The organism is Fodinibius salinus, assembly GCF_008124865.1.
Lineage (GTDB): Bacteria > Bacteroidota > Rhodothermia > Balneolales > Balneolaceae > Fodinibius > Fodinibius salinus.
Map to the genome: position 1 here is coordinate 909,458 of NZ_VNHY01000002.1, position 13,533 is coordinate 922,990.

A 13,533-nucleotide genomic window follows, 5' to 3' on the forward strand; every position below is an offset into this window, starting at 1 on the left:
TAGAATAGCGTTAGAGTCATACAATATAATATCATGAGTGAAAACAATCGCTATTCGTTTTCTGATGGAACAGGTAAAATTTTAAATAGAGGAACAGTTATTTTATTTGCCTGTGCCTCTACTGATGAATTTCCTTTAGTTTCAGTAAGCGAAAGTGCAAAAAACATTTTAGGTTTTTCTACTTCCTATCTATTAGAGCGGGAGAATGGGTGGTCTGATCGTATTCACCCCGATGATAAGACAGCTGTCTTTGAGGGATTCGAAGAAGTAATGTCCCAAGGTATAAGCATTATCAATGAATATCGGTTTAAGCGAAAAGATGGTGTTTATATTTGGTTACGGGATGAGCTTACCCTTGCCGAAGATTCCAACGGTAATGAGGTGGTTTATGGATCATCTATTGACATTACCGAGCGAAAGAAAGCAGAATTAGCACTAAAAGAAAGCCAGCGAAAATATCAGTCTATTGTCAATCACATTAATGATATTGCCTATTCGTTGGATAGCGATGGAAATATTACATTATTAAATAGCTCTTGGACCGAACGGACGGGTTACTCGATAGATGATTGTATGGGTACGGCTTTTTGGAATTATGTACACCCAGAAGATCGCGAAAGCATTAAAAGTTTTTTTCAATCGCTTATCAAAAACCAAGGAACTGCAGAAAAGGTTTTTCGTATTGCTACTGCTGATGGTGAATTTTATTGGGCCGAAGTGTATGCCAAATGCTTAACTAATGGTAAAGAAACCCAAGTGAATGGTACTATTATAGATATTTCCGATAACCTGGCTTATCTTGACAAGAAGGAAAAAATTAATCAGGAGCTTGACGAACGGGTAGCGCAGCATACGCAAGAGTTACGCAGTGAAATTGAAGAACGGCGGCGAGCGGAAACGAATATCCAGCAGCGACTTTCGTACGAACAGGCAATATCCGAATGTTCGAGCTTGCTGCTGGAAAGTTCTTCTCCTAAAGCGCTAAAAGAAACCTTGGAGATTATGCGTGAAGTTACCAATGCCGATCGTGTATATCTCTATAAAAATTTTAAGGCTGGCGGTGAGTTGCGCATACGACTGGCTGTAGAAGCTTGTGCAGATGGGGTCATTCCAAATACTAAAACTGATACATCTACACAGCTTGCCTATTCAGAAATACCATGGTGGCATAAGCAGTTGTCCAGTGGTAATATCATTAACACAGATATCGAGGATTTACCTGAAACAGAACGAGAAATTCTTGGTGCTCAGGGAGTAAAATCAGTTTTGGCCATTCCGATACGAATAGAAGAAGAGTGGTATGGTTATGTTGGTTTTGCGGATATAAAGAACAAGCGTTCATGGAAGAATAATGAGATTCAGTTTTTAAAAACAGCAGCAAATATTATTTCAGCCCATGAAAAGCGAAAAAAGATTGAAAAATCGTTAGTTCAACAACAAAACTATACTGAAGCAATATTAGACAGCCTGCCCAGCATTTATTTGTTAATGGACGAGGACTTTGAGTTCGAGCAATGGAATCACAATGCTGAGGAATATACCGGTTACAGTACAGAGGAGTTTAGTCAGCTCAATGTTTTTGACCTTGTGATTCCTGAAGATCACGAAGAACTGAAAGAAGGAACAGAGCGTGTCAAAAATCATAATAATGACAAAGGGCGGGAGCTTCGTTTACAAACAAAGTCGGGCAATGCTATTCCGTATTATTGGAGGGGACATTATATAGAATTGGATCAGCAAGAATATTTTTTGTGTGTTGGTATTGACATTACGCAGCAAAAGGAGACCGAAAAAGCACTTCTTGATGAAAAACGATTTAACGATGCGCTGATTGAAAGTATGCCTGGTATATTCTATATGATTAATTCTGACAGTAAATTCCATCGGTGGAATCAAAATTTGGAAGACCTGTTGGGCTATTCTTCGGAAGAGTTGAAGTCTATAGGACCAGTTGATGTCTTTGATAAAGAAGAATTTGAACAGGTTGATAAAAAAATAAAAGAGGTTTATGAGATAGGCCAGTCCGAATTAGAGGCAGAAATCGTAGCTAAAGATGGTTCAAAAACTCCATACTACTTTACCGGTAGGCTTTTTTCCAGAGGTGGCGATGAATATCTTGTTGGGGTAGGACAGGATATTTCGGAGCAAAAGAAGGCTCGGGAACAGCTCAAGAAGAGCGAAGAGCTTTTCCGGAATTTGTTTTTAAAAGCCCCGGCGGCCATAGTAATGGTGGATCCAGACAATAATATTCAAGATGTAAACGAAAGTTTTGAACAACTTTTTGGCTACGAGGAAGAAGAAATAGTAGGTAAGGATGTAGATGAGGAACTGGTGCCCGAACAGCGCATGGAAGAAGCTCCCCAGTTTTTAGATGAAGAATTTATTGAAAAGAAGTTTCATATAGAGTCACAGCGGTTAACAAAGGATGGAGAACTTATAGATGTTTATGTGGCGCCTATACCGGTTTATGTGGATGGGACCCCCATTGCTGCTTTTGGCATGTATATCGATATTTCTGAGCAGAAAACGTATGAGAAGGAGCTTCAGAAATCCCTTGAAGAAAAGAAGATGCTGCTTAAAGAAGTTCATCATCGTATAAAGAATAATTTAGCGGTAGTTACGGGGCTCATTCAGCTTCAATTGTATGAAACCGAGAATCCAGAAGTACGGGCTACACTCGAAGAAAGTGAAAGCAGAATTCAAACGATTGGTTTAATTCACGAAAAAATATATAACTCTCAGACATTGTCGGGGGTATCGTGTGAGGCATATATCGGGGATCTTGTTGAAACAATTAGCAAAACCAATAAGATGGATAAGGAAGTTACTATATCGAAAAGCATTGATGATATTCATCTAAATACTGGACAGGCTGTCCCCTTTGCGCTTTTGGTGAATGAGATAGTTACCAATTCATATAAATATGCGTTTGAAGATCAGACAGAAGGAAAAATTAAGATTGACATAAGCAGGGAAGGAGATGAGCTTCATGCCGAAATCAGAGATAACGGAAAAGGGCTGCCGGACGATTTTGCGGAAGAAAATGTTGATAGTTTGGGGATGACGCTGGTTCAAAACTTTATAAATCAGCTGGGAGCCAAGGGGCACTTTAAAAATGACAATGGTACTTGTCTGGAACTTAGCTTTGAGATTGAAGAACCCACTACAGGTCCGGAGTCATAAGTATTACAGTAACTTCATGAGCTTATTCCGTCATTTCTTTTTTAAGAAGATCTGGAAATTTGTTGTGCAGCTTTCGCAATTTTGGAGCAATAACAGCTGAGCAGTACCCGGCATTAGGATTGCTTTTGTAGTAGTTGTGATGATGATCTTCTGCTTCAGAAAAATTAGAAAGGGCTTCAATATCCGTAACAATGGGATCATCCCAAAGATTGGAATTATCTGTCTCATCCAGTAACCGTATCGCCACTTTCTTTTGCTGTTGATTATGATAAAAAATAACCGAGCGATATTGGGTGCCCACATCGGCACCCTGTCGGTTTTTAGTAGTAGGATTGTGCGTGTGCCAAAAAACAGTGAGTAGCTGCTTGTATGAAATAACATCGGGATTAAAAGTGATACGCGCTACTTCGGCGTGGCCTGTCTTTCCAGAGCAAACTTGTTTATAAGTGGGGTTTTGAACTTGTCCGCCGGCATAGCCGGGCACTACCGATGTTACGCCCTTTAGCTGTTGGAATACTGCTTCAACACACCAAAAACAGCCGGCACCCAAAGTTGCTTGTTCCAGATTTTGGTTATCCATACATTTATAGGATTTGGATCAATTTTACTTGTGCCAAGTCAGCAGTACATTGCTATACTGTGCTTTACGACCTCACATATTATTACTTTCGCGTTTCTTCGTATGCGGCAATAAAATCTTCGGGTGTATGTTTGGCAATAATTGTAGCGATGGCATCAAGCGGAAGGTCATTAATATTTTGGAAACGCAAGCAGGATCGCCCCATATCCATGGGCTTGTTGGCTTCCTCAAACTGTTCTTCCAACCAGTCTTGCAGTTCTTCATCCTGATAAACTGACATCAAATACAGCGCATTGTGTTTTTTTTGCGCAGCAAGCCCCAAGTAGTTAAGCGGCTGATTGTTGTAGGTATCGGGATAGGTTTCGAGAGGTATTTCATAGCTGATCATGCCCCAGTTCATTGTTTCCTCATAGCCATCAGGAAGGTTGTTAAGGATCAACTCTCGTATTTTTTCGATTGTCTCCCGGCGAAATTCAGGAAGTTCTTGAATATACTCTTCAACAGTTTCTGCAGTACTTTTTGCCATAATGCGAAGTATAGTTAAAATTGAATGATCATTTTGTAAATAGCCCCAAAGTTAAGAAGATCTATCCATGTTTGCATTAATTGATATCTCCGTTTTTACCGAATGAGCGATATAACAGCGCTCATGGGCTCGGTGATGTAAACTTTCAAAAGTCTTTGCGTCAGGTTTTTTGTTTTCCTGGAAGCGTACGCTTGGTTGTAATGTAACATTTGTGATGGCTAATTTTCCTTCTTTATTTTTTCCCATTTGTCCTTCGGCCTCATCAGAATAGCGATTGATAACATATCCTGCATCTGCAGCTATCGACAGGAACCAAAGCATGTGGCAGCTTGCGAGTGATGCTACAAAAGCTTCTTCGGGGTCCAGAGCATGTCCATCGGTCAAATGCTCGGGGACTACCTCAGCAGAGGCGGCGGCGGGAACGGTTAGTCCTTCATTAAATATCCACTGATGCTTGCGTGAGTAGTTTTGATCAACAAAGGAAGCCTCCGTTTTTCGCTGCCATGTAATTTTTGCCTGATGTGTACTCATAATGCTACCTAATCTTTTTAGACAAGAGTCGTTGATTGTATCCCCTAAGGGCGAAATATAATATTACCGAGTAAAAACGTACAGAATTCTTTTATTGCAGGGAATCATCTAAAAGCCGCATCCGGGTTGATTAAAAGTATTTGGTTAGCAGAGCTTTTTGCCGTTGGGTAACTTGTCTTCCGGGGTAGCCAGAATTACATCTTCATTTTCATCATAAAAACCCGTTACCAAGCATTCCGACATAAAGGGACCAATCTGTTTGTCCGGTAGATTTACGACTCCAATTACCTGCTTCCCCACAAGATCTTCGGTAGTATAATGCTCGGTAATTTGCGCACTGCTTTTCTTGATGCCAATTTCATCCCCAAAATTGACTGTTAGCTTATAGGCAGGCTTTCGCGCTTCAGGGAATTTGTCCGCTTCAATAATAGTTCCGACCCGTAGATCAACGGCTTGAAACTGCTCCCAACTTATGGTATCCATAAAACTTGTGAATTTATATAAAAACCCTTGCAAGCCATAGACTTACAAGGGTTTGTGTGCCCTGGACTGGAGTCGAACCAGCACTCCCATAATGAGAACTGACCCCTCAAGCCAGCGCGTCTACCAATTCCGCCACCAGGGCAAAGGTCAATTTTTAGAGGTTTCGAATATACGATTTAATCCCCAAAAAACGAATATCATTCAGATGAATAATACGGTCTAGGATATTACATCTCAGCAAGTTGATCCTGTACATACTCATTTTCTGGCGCCATCTTGTTGGCCTGCTCGTAATAGGTTTTTGCTTTAGCCTCTTGCCCGGCTCGCTGCATCAGGTCGCCCATCAAAATCCAATTTTCTACATCCTTGGGATTCTGCTTGATGCGATCCAGAAGGTAAGTGATAGCTTCATCTCCCTGATCATTCATAATCATATGCAACACCTTATTACGGTGAGCAGCTGCAGAATCATCAAGTTCTATAGCTTTGTCAATATCCTTGATGGACTCGTCCATATTTTCTAGCTGCAGGTTGGCAAATCCGCGAAGATTGTAGAAGCCACTTTTTTGATCTTCACGTTCAATAGCTTTATCCAGGGCTGTAATACTTTTTTCCCACTGGTTCAGCTTTTGAAATACCATCCCCTCCAAGTGATATCCATCGGCGGATTCAGAATCCATTTTCTGTAGCTGATGCGATATGTCGAGGGCATGATCATAATCACCTTCATGCAAAAGGGCTAATCCTTCTTCAAGCTGTTCTTCAAAATTCATGCGTTATAACTGCTTTTCTCGTTAGTTTTAAATGTAGGATGTTTTATTGCGATCAATAATAACAGTAAAGATAAGCAAAACTGTGATCTTAGTCAGACATTTTGGAAGAGGAATTTTCTTCGTCGGTGATGTCCTCAAATTCGGCTTCTTCAATTTCTTCAAAGTTTTGCGACTGGTTATTATTCTGCTGGTCTTGTTGCTGTTGTTGAGAAAACTGCTGAAAGTTACGGTAAAAAAAGTTAGCCTTCCGCTGGTTTTTACTCGTGTTATCAGACGGCAAAAACAGACGACTGATGATCTTCACCAGAAAATACATAACTACTAAAAATAAAAGCGTGCGTAAAAACATTACTGATCGTTGGGAATGATATGAATGTGGGTGTTACCGCGTACCGGTTGTTCAAAAATTTGCTCTTCTATATAATCTAAGTGTTTTTTATTACTAACGAAATCAATCTCAGAAGTATTAATGGTCATCAGGGGGGATTTATTGTAGTGATGGAAAAAATGATTGTAAGCATCACTGAGATCCTGCAGGTATGAACGAGAAATATGCCGCTCATACTCCCGATCGCGTTCTCGGATATTTTGCATCAGGCGATCAACATTTGACTGTAGGTAAATGACCAGATCGGGCTTGGCAGATATCCCCGTCATGATATTAAAAATAGAATCGTAGAGGGCAAGTTCATCATCCTGCAGGTTAAGCCGCGCAAAAATACGGTCCTTTTCGAAGATATAATCAGAAATGGTCATCTGCTGGAACAAGTCTTTGCTCAGCATTTTTTGTTGTTGCTTAAAGCGGCTGGCCAAAAAGGACATCTGTGTAGGAAAAGCATACCGTTCGCGGTCTTCATAAAACTTGGGTAAAAACGGGTTTTCATCAAACTCTTCAAGTACAAGACGGGCATTTCGACGTTCAGTTAACAGCTTGGCCAACGAGGTTTTACCAACGCCTATAACACCTTCTATTGCAATAAATTCAAATTGGTTCTCCATGGTTACCAGTGCAGATCAGTTTTTTCAACTCGTAAATTGGCAGCCTCATTAATAAGCATGTCGATAGGCGTCTTTGTTTTGGGATCCTTCCAGTCGGGTATAAGTTCTTTTAGTGGTTCTAGTACAAATAATCGCTTGTGATATTCAGGATGGGGAATTATAAGATTATCCGTTTTAATCACCAAGTGACCGTACGAAATAATATCGAGGTCGATGGTGCGGGCACTCCACCGCGGTTGGTCAGCTGATCGCCCATGTGCTTGCTCAAAATTTTTAAATGCTTGAATAAGCGGAGCGGGATCTTTGGATACTGTGATCTGAACGACAGCATTATAAAAGTCCCGATCTGAGGGGCCTACGGGTTCGGTAATATAAATTGATGATTTTTGAAATGAGGACTCGGAAATATCCGTCAGAAATTCTTTTGCATCAGTAAGATGCTGTTGCCGGTTGCCTACATTAGAACCCAGTGCTACTACTGCCGTTGCCATGTCATGCAAATTTCGGAATGGTCGGTTTTGGTTTGTAGGGGAGGACTGATCTTACGTACTTTTACCTCGAGTTGGTGGGTCTGATCAAATGTTGCAAAAAGCTTGTCACCTATTTTTTTGGCCAGCGTCTCAATGAGTTTTACAGATGGCCCTTCCATTACGGAATGGACAATTTTTTCAGCCTGTTGGTAGTCAATTGTTTTATCCAGCTCGTCTGAGCTGCCGGCTTCACGAAGATGGGCAGAAAAGATGAGATCCACTTCAAAATTATTTCCGTTTTTGCGTTCCTCCTCATAGTATCCGTGGAGGGCGTGAAAGTGGAGGCCTTTGAGCGTTAGGGTTTCCATCTTATAGTGTTGATACCTCAATTTTTTGATGGAGTTCCTCAACAATACGCTCGTGCTTAGCCGTTGTTTGCATGCGTTCTTCAACGGTAGAGATAGCATGGATAACGGTTGAGTGATCACGTCCGCCAAAGTGTAGTCCTATTGTTTTTAAGCTGGAATCGGTAAATTGTTTAGCCAAATACATGGCTATTTGCCGGGCTTCTACAATCTCTTGCTTACGCGTTTTTTCGCGTACTTTATTGGTATCAATACCAAAATAATCGCACACATAATTTTGAATTTGCTCAATAGAGATTGATGATTGTGATTCTTGGATCATATCCTTCAGCACACGCTTGGCCATCTGGGGCTCAATTTCATCTACATGCTGCAGGGAGGCAAAGGCTAGTAACTTGATAATGGCTCCTTCGAGATCCCGCACATTTGATTTAAAATTATGAGCGATAAACTCAAGCACATCATGATTCAGCTCAATACCGTTGTCGTTGGCTTTTCGTTCCAGGATGGCATAGCGTGTTTCGTACTCAGGAACCTGCAGATCAGCACTAAGTCCCCAGCTAAATCGAGAAATAAGTCGTTCTTCGATATCAGGAATCTCTTTGGGTGCGCGATCACTGCTTAGTACAATTTGTTTCCCATCCTGATGAAGGGCATTAAAAATATGAAAAAATTCCTCCTGTGTTTTCTCCTTGCCGCTAAAAAATTGGATATCATCAACGATAAGCACATCAATTTGCCGATAGAACATTGTAAATTCGCTGGCCCGGTTATTACGGATAGCCTGTACAAATTCATTGGTAAAACTTTCTGACGATATATATAGCACTGCCAGATCATCACCGTGTTCTTTTTTTACTTTGTTCCCAATGCTCTGGATGAGGTGGGTTTTGCCGAGTCCCGTCCCCCCATAAATGAAAAAGGGATTGAACGAGTTACTTCCCGGGTTTTCTGCGATAGCCATCGCTGCCGACCGCGCCAGTCGATTGCAGTCTCCTTCAATGTAGCGATCAAAGACATAGCTAGAGTTGAGATTGGAGTCAATCTTTGTTTTTTGGATACCCGGAATCACAAAAGGGTTTTCAATTTTACCGGGGCTATATTCTGAGTATCCGTTCACGTCTTGCGGTTGATTATCGTCGGGGGGCATAGGTTGCTGGGGGAGCCGGACAGATTTATTTTCTGTTTCATTATCTGATTTTTCCAGAACTACTGAATATTCCAGTTTGCCGTCTTCTCCTAAAACTTTTGCGAGTGTAGATCGGAGCATTCCATAATAATGCTCTTCAAGCCACTCGTACCAAAATTGACTCGGAACCTGTATGGTGAGAGTATTCTCCTCAACTTTAATTGGTTCAATAGGTTCAAACCAAGACTTATACTTCTGGTAGCTAATATTATCCTTGATAATTTCTAAGCATTGCTCCCACGCAGCATCGGCAGAAATTGTACTCAACGTCCCATTACCTCCTCTAAAATTATAAAATTAGATGCACTTAGAATAGTGTAGTTATCCACACCTTCGATACGCTGTTTCTCACTGGCGTGAAACGAAGATGATAATTTCGAAGGCTGATGTCAAAAAAATATTCGACAGGTTAACAAAAGTTATCCACATTTTACTAAACAGCCTAACCTCTTGTCCTGCAGTAAGTTAGCTAGTTATCCATATTTCTATCAAATGACCCTTGACAGTACATAATACTCTCCTAACACAGATTTCACCTTAGATTAACATCCGACCCCCCTATTAAAAAAAGTTTTCAACAAGTTATCCACACCTTATTGTGGATTGGATTTGTCGGCAATCTCTTTAAGAAAATGAAGATTTTTTAATTTGCGTTGTACTTTTTTATCGTCGTTTGGCAATAAGGAATCGTTGTTTATTATCGTAGTCTTCTTTAAGCCTTGATTGCCAAGTGTTTTGCTCAAAAAGTTGGAGGATATTTTCTGCATAGTGCTCATGTAATTCCAGGTAGAGATGTCCATTTTCAGGCAATGTCTGTTCACTAAATGAGATGATTTGTTGATACATATTTAAAATGTCATCAGTGAACAAGGCTTGATGAGGTTCGAAGTCCTTAACTTGTGGTTCTAGCAGTTCTTCTTCATCAGGACGAACATAGGGAGGATTAGAAATAATGACTTCCGGAGTGGTGTTATGATCCAACAGCTCAGAAGAAAAGAGGTCTCCCTTAAAAAAATGAATATCAACTTCATTTTGTGCTGCATTTTCTTTGGCTAGGCTAAGAGCCTCATCCGAAATATCAACACCATGAATGTTCCAGTTGGGGCGTTCCATTTTAAGTGCGATAGGAATACAGCCAGAACCGGTACCAATATCTAATAGAGTAAGGGCATTGGTGTCGTGGTTGTCTAGCACAATCTCGACTAGCTGCTCAGTTTCAATCCGGGGAATAAGTACTCGCTCATCCACCGAAATACGAGCATTTAAAAAATCAGTAAACCCAACAATATATTGCAGTGGTTCGTGGCGAGCTCTTCGTTTTACAAGTGGACGTAGCTCATTTAGTTCTCCCTCAGAAAGGGGTCGGTCGTATTTCAAATATAAGTTAAGCCGTTTAATTCCCAGCGTCTCTGCCAGCAACCACTCGATACTATGCCGCGGGTCGGGAATATCATTTTTCTTAAAATAATCTGTAGCCCATTCCATCATGGAAAGGACTGTCCATTCCTCGACCTTGCTGCTCATCTTGTTTTTTTAAGATTCGCTTTTTTCAGTCTCTTCTTCATTTTCTCGCTGAACAGTAAGACCGAATCGTTTTCCAAAATCCAGTATAAAGTCGGTTACCTCGTCGTCAATTGTTTGTTTTTCGTCATCAAGGGAGCTTCCGCGAAATCCCATTCTTCCGCCGGTTTTTTGTAGCTCAAAGCGATTTTGTTTACCGGTGAACTCAATAATACAGGTGAGAGTGACGCTGGCGTTTATCTGTTTTTCATATTTTTCATAAACCGCAACATGTACTTCATCAGAAGTCTCAGACGAAGAATAATTGTACAAGTATTTCGGTTCGATTTTATCGAATAGTTGGTTCGGCATGCGCCGCAATGTGTCTGCCGGACCATAAACAATATACTTGCTTACCGTAGCCATAATCAATTAATTTCTATTGGGAAATTGCTAAGTTGTAAAGAGCCTGAATAAAAGTTTTTCTGCAACCATAATCAAGTTTATATAGGCTAATTGTTGGTAATGTTTGACAAATATTTCTATATAAACATAATTTTTTGATGTAAGGATTGTTATACTATCGCATGTTGTTACAATGAGTGAATTTGAATGTGGATATAGCCCCATGCTAAATTTTCGAACAGTTCTTTCCAGATGCTTTTTGATTGTTATTGTGTCACTTGGCGTTGGATTCAGTCCTGCCATAGCACAATTACAAGAGCCGGAAGTAAAAAAAACTAAATTTCCTAAAACTCCGTTATCCGAAGATTTACATAATAGTGTTAGCTTTGATTTTTTTGTAACTAATTTTGGTTTTGGTTTGGGCGGGCACTATACAAGAGTCGTGGGACCCTATACCGAATTGACCTTTCGCACTGGTATTACCGGTATTCGTAATGTAAGTGAACAAACATTTCAAAATGCTTTCAATGGGCGTCGTGTTATTCCGAACAAATATAAAAGGGCTTTGGGCTTTCCCTTTATTATTGGTGTTAAACAACGATTGTTTGCTGAACAAATAGCGGATAATTTCCGTTTCTTTGTGGGCGGAGGAGCAGGTCCAGCAATGGCATTTACCTATCCCTATGTGAAAGATAATAATAATAATGGATTTCGGGATTTTGAAGTTATACCTATACCAGGTACACAACAGGGTAGATTGAGACCCCGTGAGGATGTAAATGATTTTTTCTCGGGGTGGAGCAAGGGCAATACCCATTGGGGTATGAGCGGTGAAATTAAGATAGGAGTCGATTTTGGGAAGTCGTTTTCATCGCGAACAACGGTCGAGCTTGGCTACTTTTTCTATTATTTCAAGGAGGGGCTACAAATTTTAGAACCATATAAGCCTTTTGGATATACCGCCCCCAGTGGTACTTTGCCAGGCCAGCCTATCGACAAACGAAATGGGAACCGGAATTCCTTTAATCAGCCCCAAAAGCTTTTTGGCACCCCCCAAATAAAAATTACTTTTGGCGGACTGTGGTAATAGTAGTTTTTGAACGTCCTATTCAGACGTTTTTATGATCTTAATTCAAACTTCCTGAATTCTTTCTATAATTCCCCTTTCTTTTCTCTTTATCGGTAAACGAAATCCTTGTACCTTTATCAAAATTCTACCTTATAAATACAAGGATTTATCATGAGTTTTATTGACGAAATTATTGGAAGACAAATTATTGATTCCCGGGGTAATCCCACCGTCGAGGTTGATGTGATTTTAGAAAATGACATGATGGGTCGCGCTGCAGTTCCATCCGGTGCTTCAACCGGAGAATTTGAAGCTGTTGAGCTGCGCGATACTGAATCCGATGCATTTCTGGGAAGAGGGGTAACAAAAGCTGTAGAAAATATAAATAATATTATTAATGACAGCCTGTGTGGAATGGAAGTTGTCGGACAGGTAGAAATTGATAATCAACTATTAGAGATTGACGGCACTACAAATAAAAGTAATCTGGGGGCTAATGCCATGCTTGGGGTATCACTTGCTGCTGCCGATGCCGCATCTAATATGTTGAATATACCGCTTTGGCGATATGTAGGCGGTGTTAATGCTAAAGTATTGCCAGTGCCGATGATGAATATTATCAATGGAGGGTCACATGCAGATAATAATGTGGACCTGCAGGAATTTATGATTATGCCCGCCGGTGCGAAAACATTTAGTGAAGCAATAAGAATTGGAGCAGAGGTATTCCATCATCTCAAAAAGGTACTCAGTGACAAAAATTATAGTACCGCAGTTGGTGACGAAGGTGGTTTTGCACCAGATCTTAACTCTAATGAAGAAGCTGTAGAAGTTATTCTAGAAGCTATTGAAAAGGCAGGGTATGAACCCGGTGCTGATGTGGTGCTTGCACTTGATCCGGCAACAGCAGAATTCTATGATGCGAAAGAGGAGGTTTACGAGTTTCGCTGGAGTGATGGCAGTAAACGATCCAGTGATGAAATGGTTGACTTTTGGAGCAATTGGGTCGAGAAATATCCTATCCTTTCTATTGAGGATGCCCTGGATGAAAATGACTGGCAAGGATGGAAAAAATTAACGGATACTCTTTCTGATCGTGTTCAGTTGGTTGGGGATGATTTGTTTGTAACAAATACCGAACGCTTAGCCAGAGGGGTTCAAAAAGGAGTAGCTAATTCTATTCTCATCAAAGTAAACCAAATAGGAACGTTGACTGAGACGCTGGACGCCATCGAGATGGCACATAAAAATGATTATACTGCTGTCGTTTCACACCGTTCCGGTGAAACGGAAGATACAACCATTGCCGACTTAGCGGTGGCCACTAATGCCGGACAAATTAAAACCGGATCAATGAGTCGTACAGATCGAACGGCAAAATATAATCAACTGCTGCGTATCGAAGAGCAGCTGGGAGATCACGCTATTTATATGGGACATGACGCCTTTGGATTTTAATT

At 40.7% G+C, this 13,533-nt stretch carries 15 protein-coding genes and 1 tRNA gene; 3 read left to right on the forward strand and 13 right to left on the reverse strand.

Translation table 11 applies throughout. The annotated features are described in order from the left end of the window. The first annotated feature begins 33 nt into the window (after positions 1 to 33). Entirely contained in the window at positions 34 to 3,183 is a 3,150-nt protein-coding gene (locus LX73_RS08915) for a PAS domain S-box protein (protein WP_148899116.1), read from the forward strand. A gap of 22 nt (positions 3,184 to 3,205) precedes the next feature. On the opposite strand, the gene msrA is transcribed toward LX73_RS08915, so the two are convergent. The 13 genes from msrA to LX73_RS08980 all read right to left on the reverse strand — a co-directional run bounded on the left by msrA (position 3,206) and on the right by LX73_RS08980 (position 11,025). After that, a complete protein-coding gene (msrA, locus tag LX73_RS08920; RefSeq protein WP_148899117.1) occupies positions 3,206 to 3,763 on the reverse strand; it encodes a peptide-methionine (S)-S-oxide reductase MsrA in 558 nt (185 codons plus the stop codon). An 82-nt stretch (positions 3,764 to 3,845) separates the two neighbouring features. Beyond that, positions 3,846 to 4,289, reverse strand: a complete 444-nt coding sequence (locus LX73_RS08925; protein WP_148899118.1) for a DUF1801 domain-containing protein — start codon at positions 4,287 to 4,289, stop codon at positions 3,846 to 3,848. A 51-nt stretch (positions 4,290 to 4,340) separates the two neighbouring features. Beyond that, a complete protein-coding gene (locus tag LX73_RS08930; RefSeq protein WP_148899119.1) occupies positions 4,341 to 4,820 on the reverse strand; it encodes an OsmC family protein in 480 nt (159 codons plus the stop codon). Positions 4,821 to 4,964: 144 nt separating this feature from the next. Further along, positions 4,965 to 5,303, reverse strand: a complete 339-nt coding sequence (locus LX73_RS08935) for a tRNA-binding protein (protein WP_148899120.1) — start codon at positions 5,301 to 5,303, stop codon at positions 4,965 to 4,967. A 57-nt stretch (positions 5,304 to 5,360) separates the two neighbouring features. Beyond that, positions 5,361 to 5,445 (reverse strand) — tRNA-Leu (locus LX73_RS08940). An 85-nt stretch (positions 5,446 to 5,530) separates the two neighbouring features. After that, positions 5,531 to 6,076 carry a tetratricopeptide repeat protein gene (locus LX73_RS08945; RefSeq protein WP_148899121.1) on the reverse strand — a complete coding sequence of 182 codons (546 nt, stop codon included), beginning with the start codon at positions 6,074 to 6,076 and terminating at the stop codon, positions 5,531 to 5,533. An 88-nt stretch (positions 6,077 to 6,164) separates the two neighbouring features. Beyond that, complete coding sequence (locus LX73_RS08950; protein ID WP_148899122.1) at positions 6,165 to 6,425, reverse strand: hypothetical protein; 261 nt, start codon at positions 6,423 to 6,425, stop codon at positions 6,165 to 6,167. Continuing rightward, positions 6,425 to 7,075: a deoxynucleoside kinase gene (locus LX73_RS08955; RefSeq protein WP_148899123.1), complete on the reverse strand. Its 651-nt coding sequence runs from the start codon at positions 7,073 to 7,075 to the stop codon at positions 6,425 to 6,427. The genes LX73_RS08950 and LX73_RS08955 overlap by 1 nt, the downstream gene beginning before the upstream one ends. Positions 7,076 to 7,077: 2 nt before the next feature. Beyond that, positions 7,078 to 7,566, reverse strand: a complete 489-nt coding sequence (folK, locus tag LX73_RS08960; RefSeq protein ID WP_148899124.1) for a 2-amino-4-hydroxy-6-hydroxymethyldihydropteridine diphosphokinase — start codon at positions 7,564 to 7,566, stop codon at positions 7,078 to 7,080. Further along, positions 7,551 to 7,913 carry a dihydroneopterin aldolase gene (gene folB, locus LX73_RS08965; protein ID WP_170245644.1) on the reverse strand — a complete coding sequence of 121 codons (363 nt, stop codon included), beginning with the start codon at positions 7,911 to 7,913 and terminating at the stop codon, positions 7,551 to 7,553. The genes folK and folB overlap by 16 nt, the downstream gene beginning before the upstream one ends. A 1-nt stretch (position 7,914) precedes the next feature. Beyond that, on the reverse strand, positions 7,915 to 9,366 hold the full coding sequence (gene dnaA / locus LX73_RS08970) for a chromosomal replication initiator protein DnaA (protein ID WP_148899126.1): 1,452 nt from the start codon (positions 9,364 to 9,366) through the stop codon (positions 7,915 to 7,917). A gap of 396 nt (positions 9,367 to 9,762) precedes the next feature. Then, positions 9,763 to 10,623, reverse strand: coding sequence for a peptide chain release factor N(5)-glutamine methyltransferase (gene prmC / locus LX73_RS08975; RefSeq protein WP_148899127.1), 861 nt, complete (start codon positions 10,621 to 10,623; stop codon positions 9,763 to 9,765). A 9-nt stretch (positions 10,624 to 10,632) separates the two neighbouring features. Continuing rightward, a complete protein-coding gene (locus tag LX73_RS08980) occupies positions 10,633 to 11,025 on the reverse strand; it encodes a hypothetical protein (RefSeq protein ID WP_148899128.1) in 393 nt (130 codons plus the stop codon). Between the two features lie 172 nt (positions 11,026 to 11,197). Between LX73_RS08980 and LX73_RS08985 the strand changes: the two genes are divergently transcribed. Both LX73_RS08985 and eno read left to right on the forward strand, forming a co-directional pair. Next, positions 11,198 to 12,091: a hypothetical protein gene (locus tag LX73_RS08985; protein WP_148899129.1), complete on the forward strand. Its 894-nt coding sequence runs from the start codon at positions 11,198 to 11,200 to the stop codon at positions 12,089 to 12,091. 153 nt (positions 12,092 to 12,244) lie between these two features. Then, complete coding sequence (gene eno / locus LX73_RS08990) at positions 12,245 to 13,531, forward strand: phosphopyruvate hydratase (RefSeq protein ID WP_148899130.1); 1,287 nt, start codon at positions 12,245 to 12,247, stop codon at positions 13,529 to 13,531. Positions 13,532 to 13,533 lie beyond the last annotated feature (2 nt).

Excerpts from the sequence above, each read along its gene's own strand:
- LX73_RS08930 (WP_148899119.1), bottom strand. The coding sequence starts at position 4,820 with ATGAGTACACATCAGGCAAAAATTACATGGCAGCGAAAAACGGAGGCT.
- folB (WP_170245644.1), bottom strand. The coding sequence starts at position 7,913 with ATGGAAACCCTAACGCTCAAAGGCCTCCACTTTCACGCCCTCCACGGA.
- LX73_RS08950 (WP_148899122.1), bottom strand. The coding sequence starts at position 6,425 with ATGTTTTTACGCACGCTTTTATTTTTAGTAGTTATGTATTTTCTGGTG.
- LX73_RS08935 (WP_148899120.1), bottom strand. The coding sequence starts at position 5,303 with ATGGATACCATAAGTTGGGAGCAGTTTCAAGCCGTTGATCTACGGGTC.
- LX73_RS08945 (WP_148899121.1), bottom strand. The coding sequence starts at position 6,076 with ATGAATTTTGAAGAACAGCTTGAAGAAGGATTAGCCCTTTTGCATGAA.
- LX73_RS08925 (WP_148899118.1), bottom strand. The coding sequence starts at position 4,289 with ATGGCAAAAAGTACTGCAGAAACTGTTGAAGAGTATATTCAAGAACTT.
- LX73_RS08980 (WP_148899128.1), bottom strand. The coding sequence starts at position 11,025 with ATGGCTACGGTAAGCAAGTATATTGTTTATGGTCCGGCAGACACATTG.
- folK (WP_148899124.1), bottom strand. The coding sequence starts at position 7,566 with ATGGCAACGGCAGTAGTAGCACTGGGTTCTAATGTAGGCAACCGGCAA.
- prmC (WP_148899127.1), bottom strand. The coding sequence starts at position 10,623 with ATGAGCAGCAAGGTCGAGGAATGGACAGTCCTTTCCATGATGGAATGG.
- msrA (WP_148899117.1), bottom strand. The coding sequence starts at position 3,763 with ATGGATAACCAAAATCTGGAACAAGCAACTTTGGGTGCCGGCTGTTTT.
- eno (WP_148899130.1), top strand. The coding sequence starts at position 12,245 with ATGAGTTTTATTGACGAAATTATTGGAAGACAAATTATTGATTCCCGG.
- LX73_RS08985 (WP_148899129.1), top strand. The coding sequence starts at position 11,198 with ATGAGTGAATTTGAATGTGGATATAGCCCCATGCTAAATTTTCGAACA.
- LX73_RS08915 (WP_148899116.1), top strand. The coding sequence starts at position 34 with ATGAGTGAAAACAATCGCTATTCGTTTTCTGATGGAACAGGTAAAATT.
- LX73_RS08955 (WP_148899123.1), bottom strand. The coding sequence starts at position 7,075 with ATGGAGAACCAATTTGAATTTATTGCAATAGAAGGTGTTATAGGCGTT.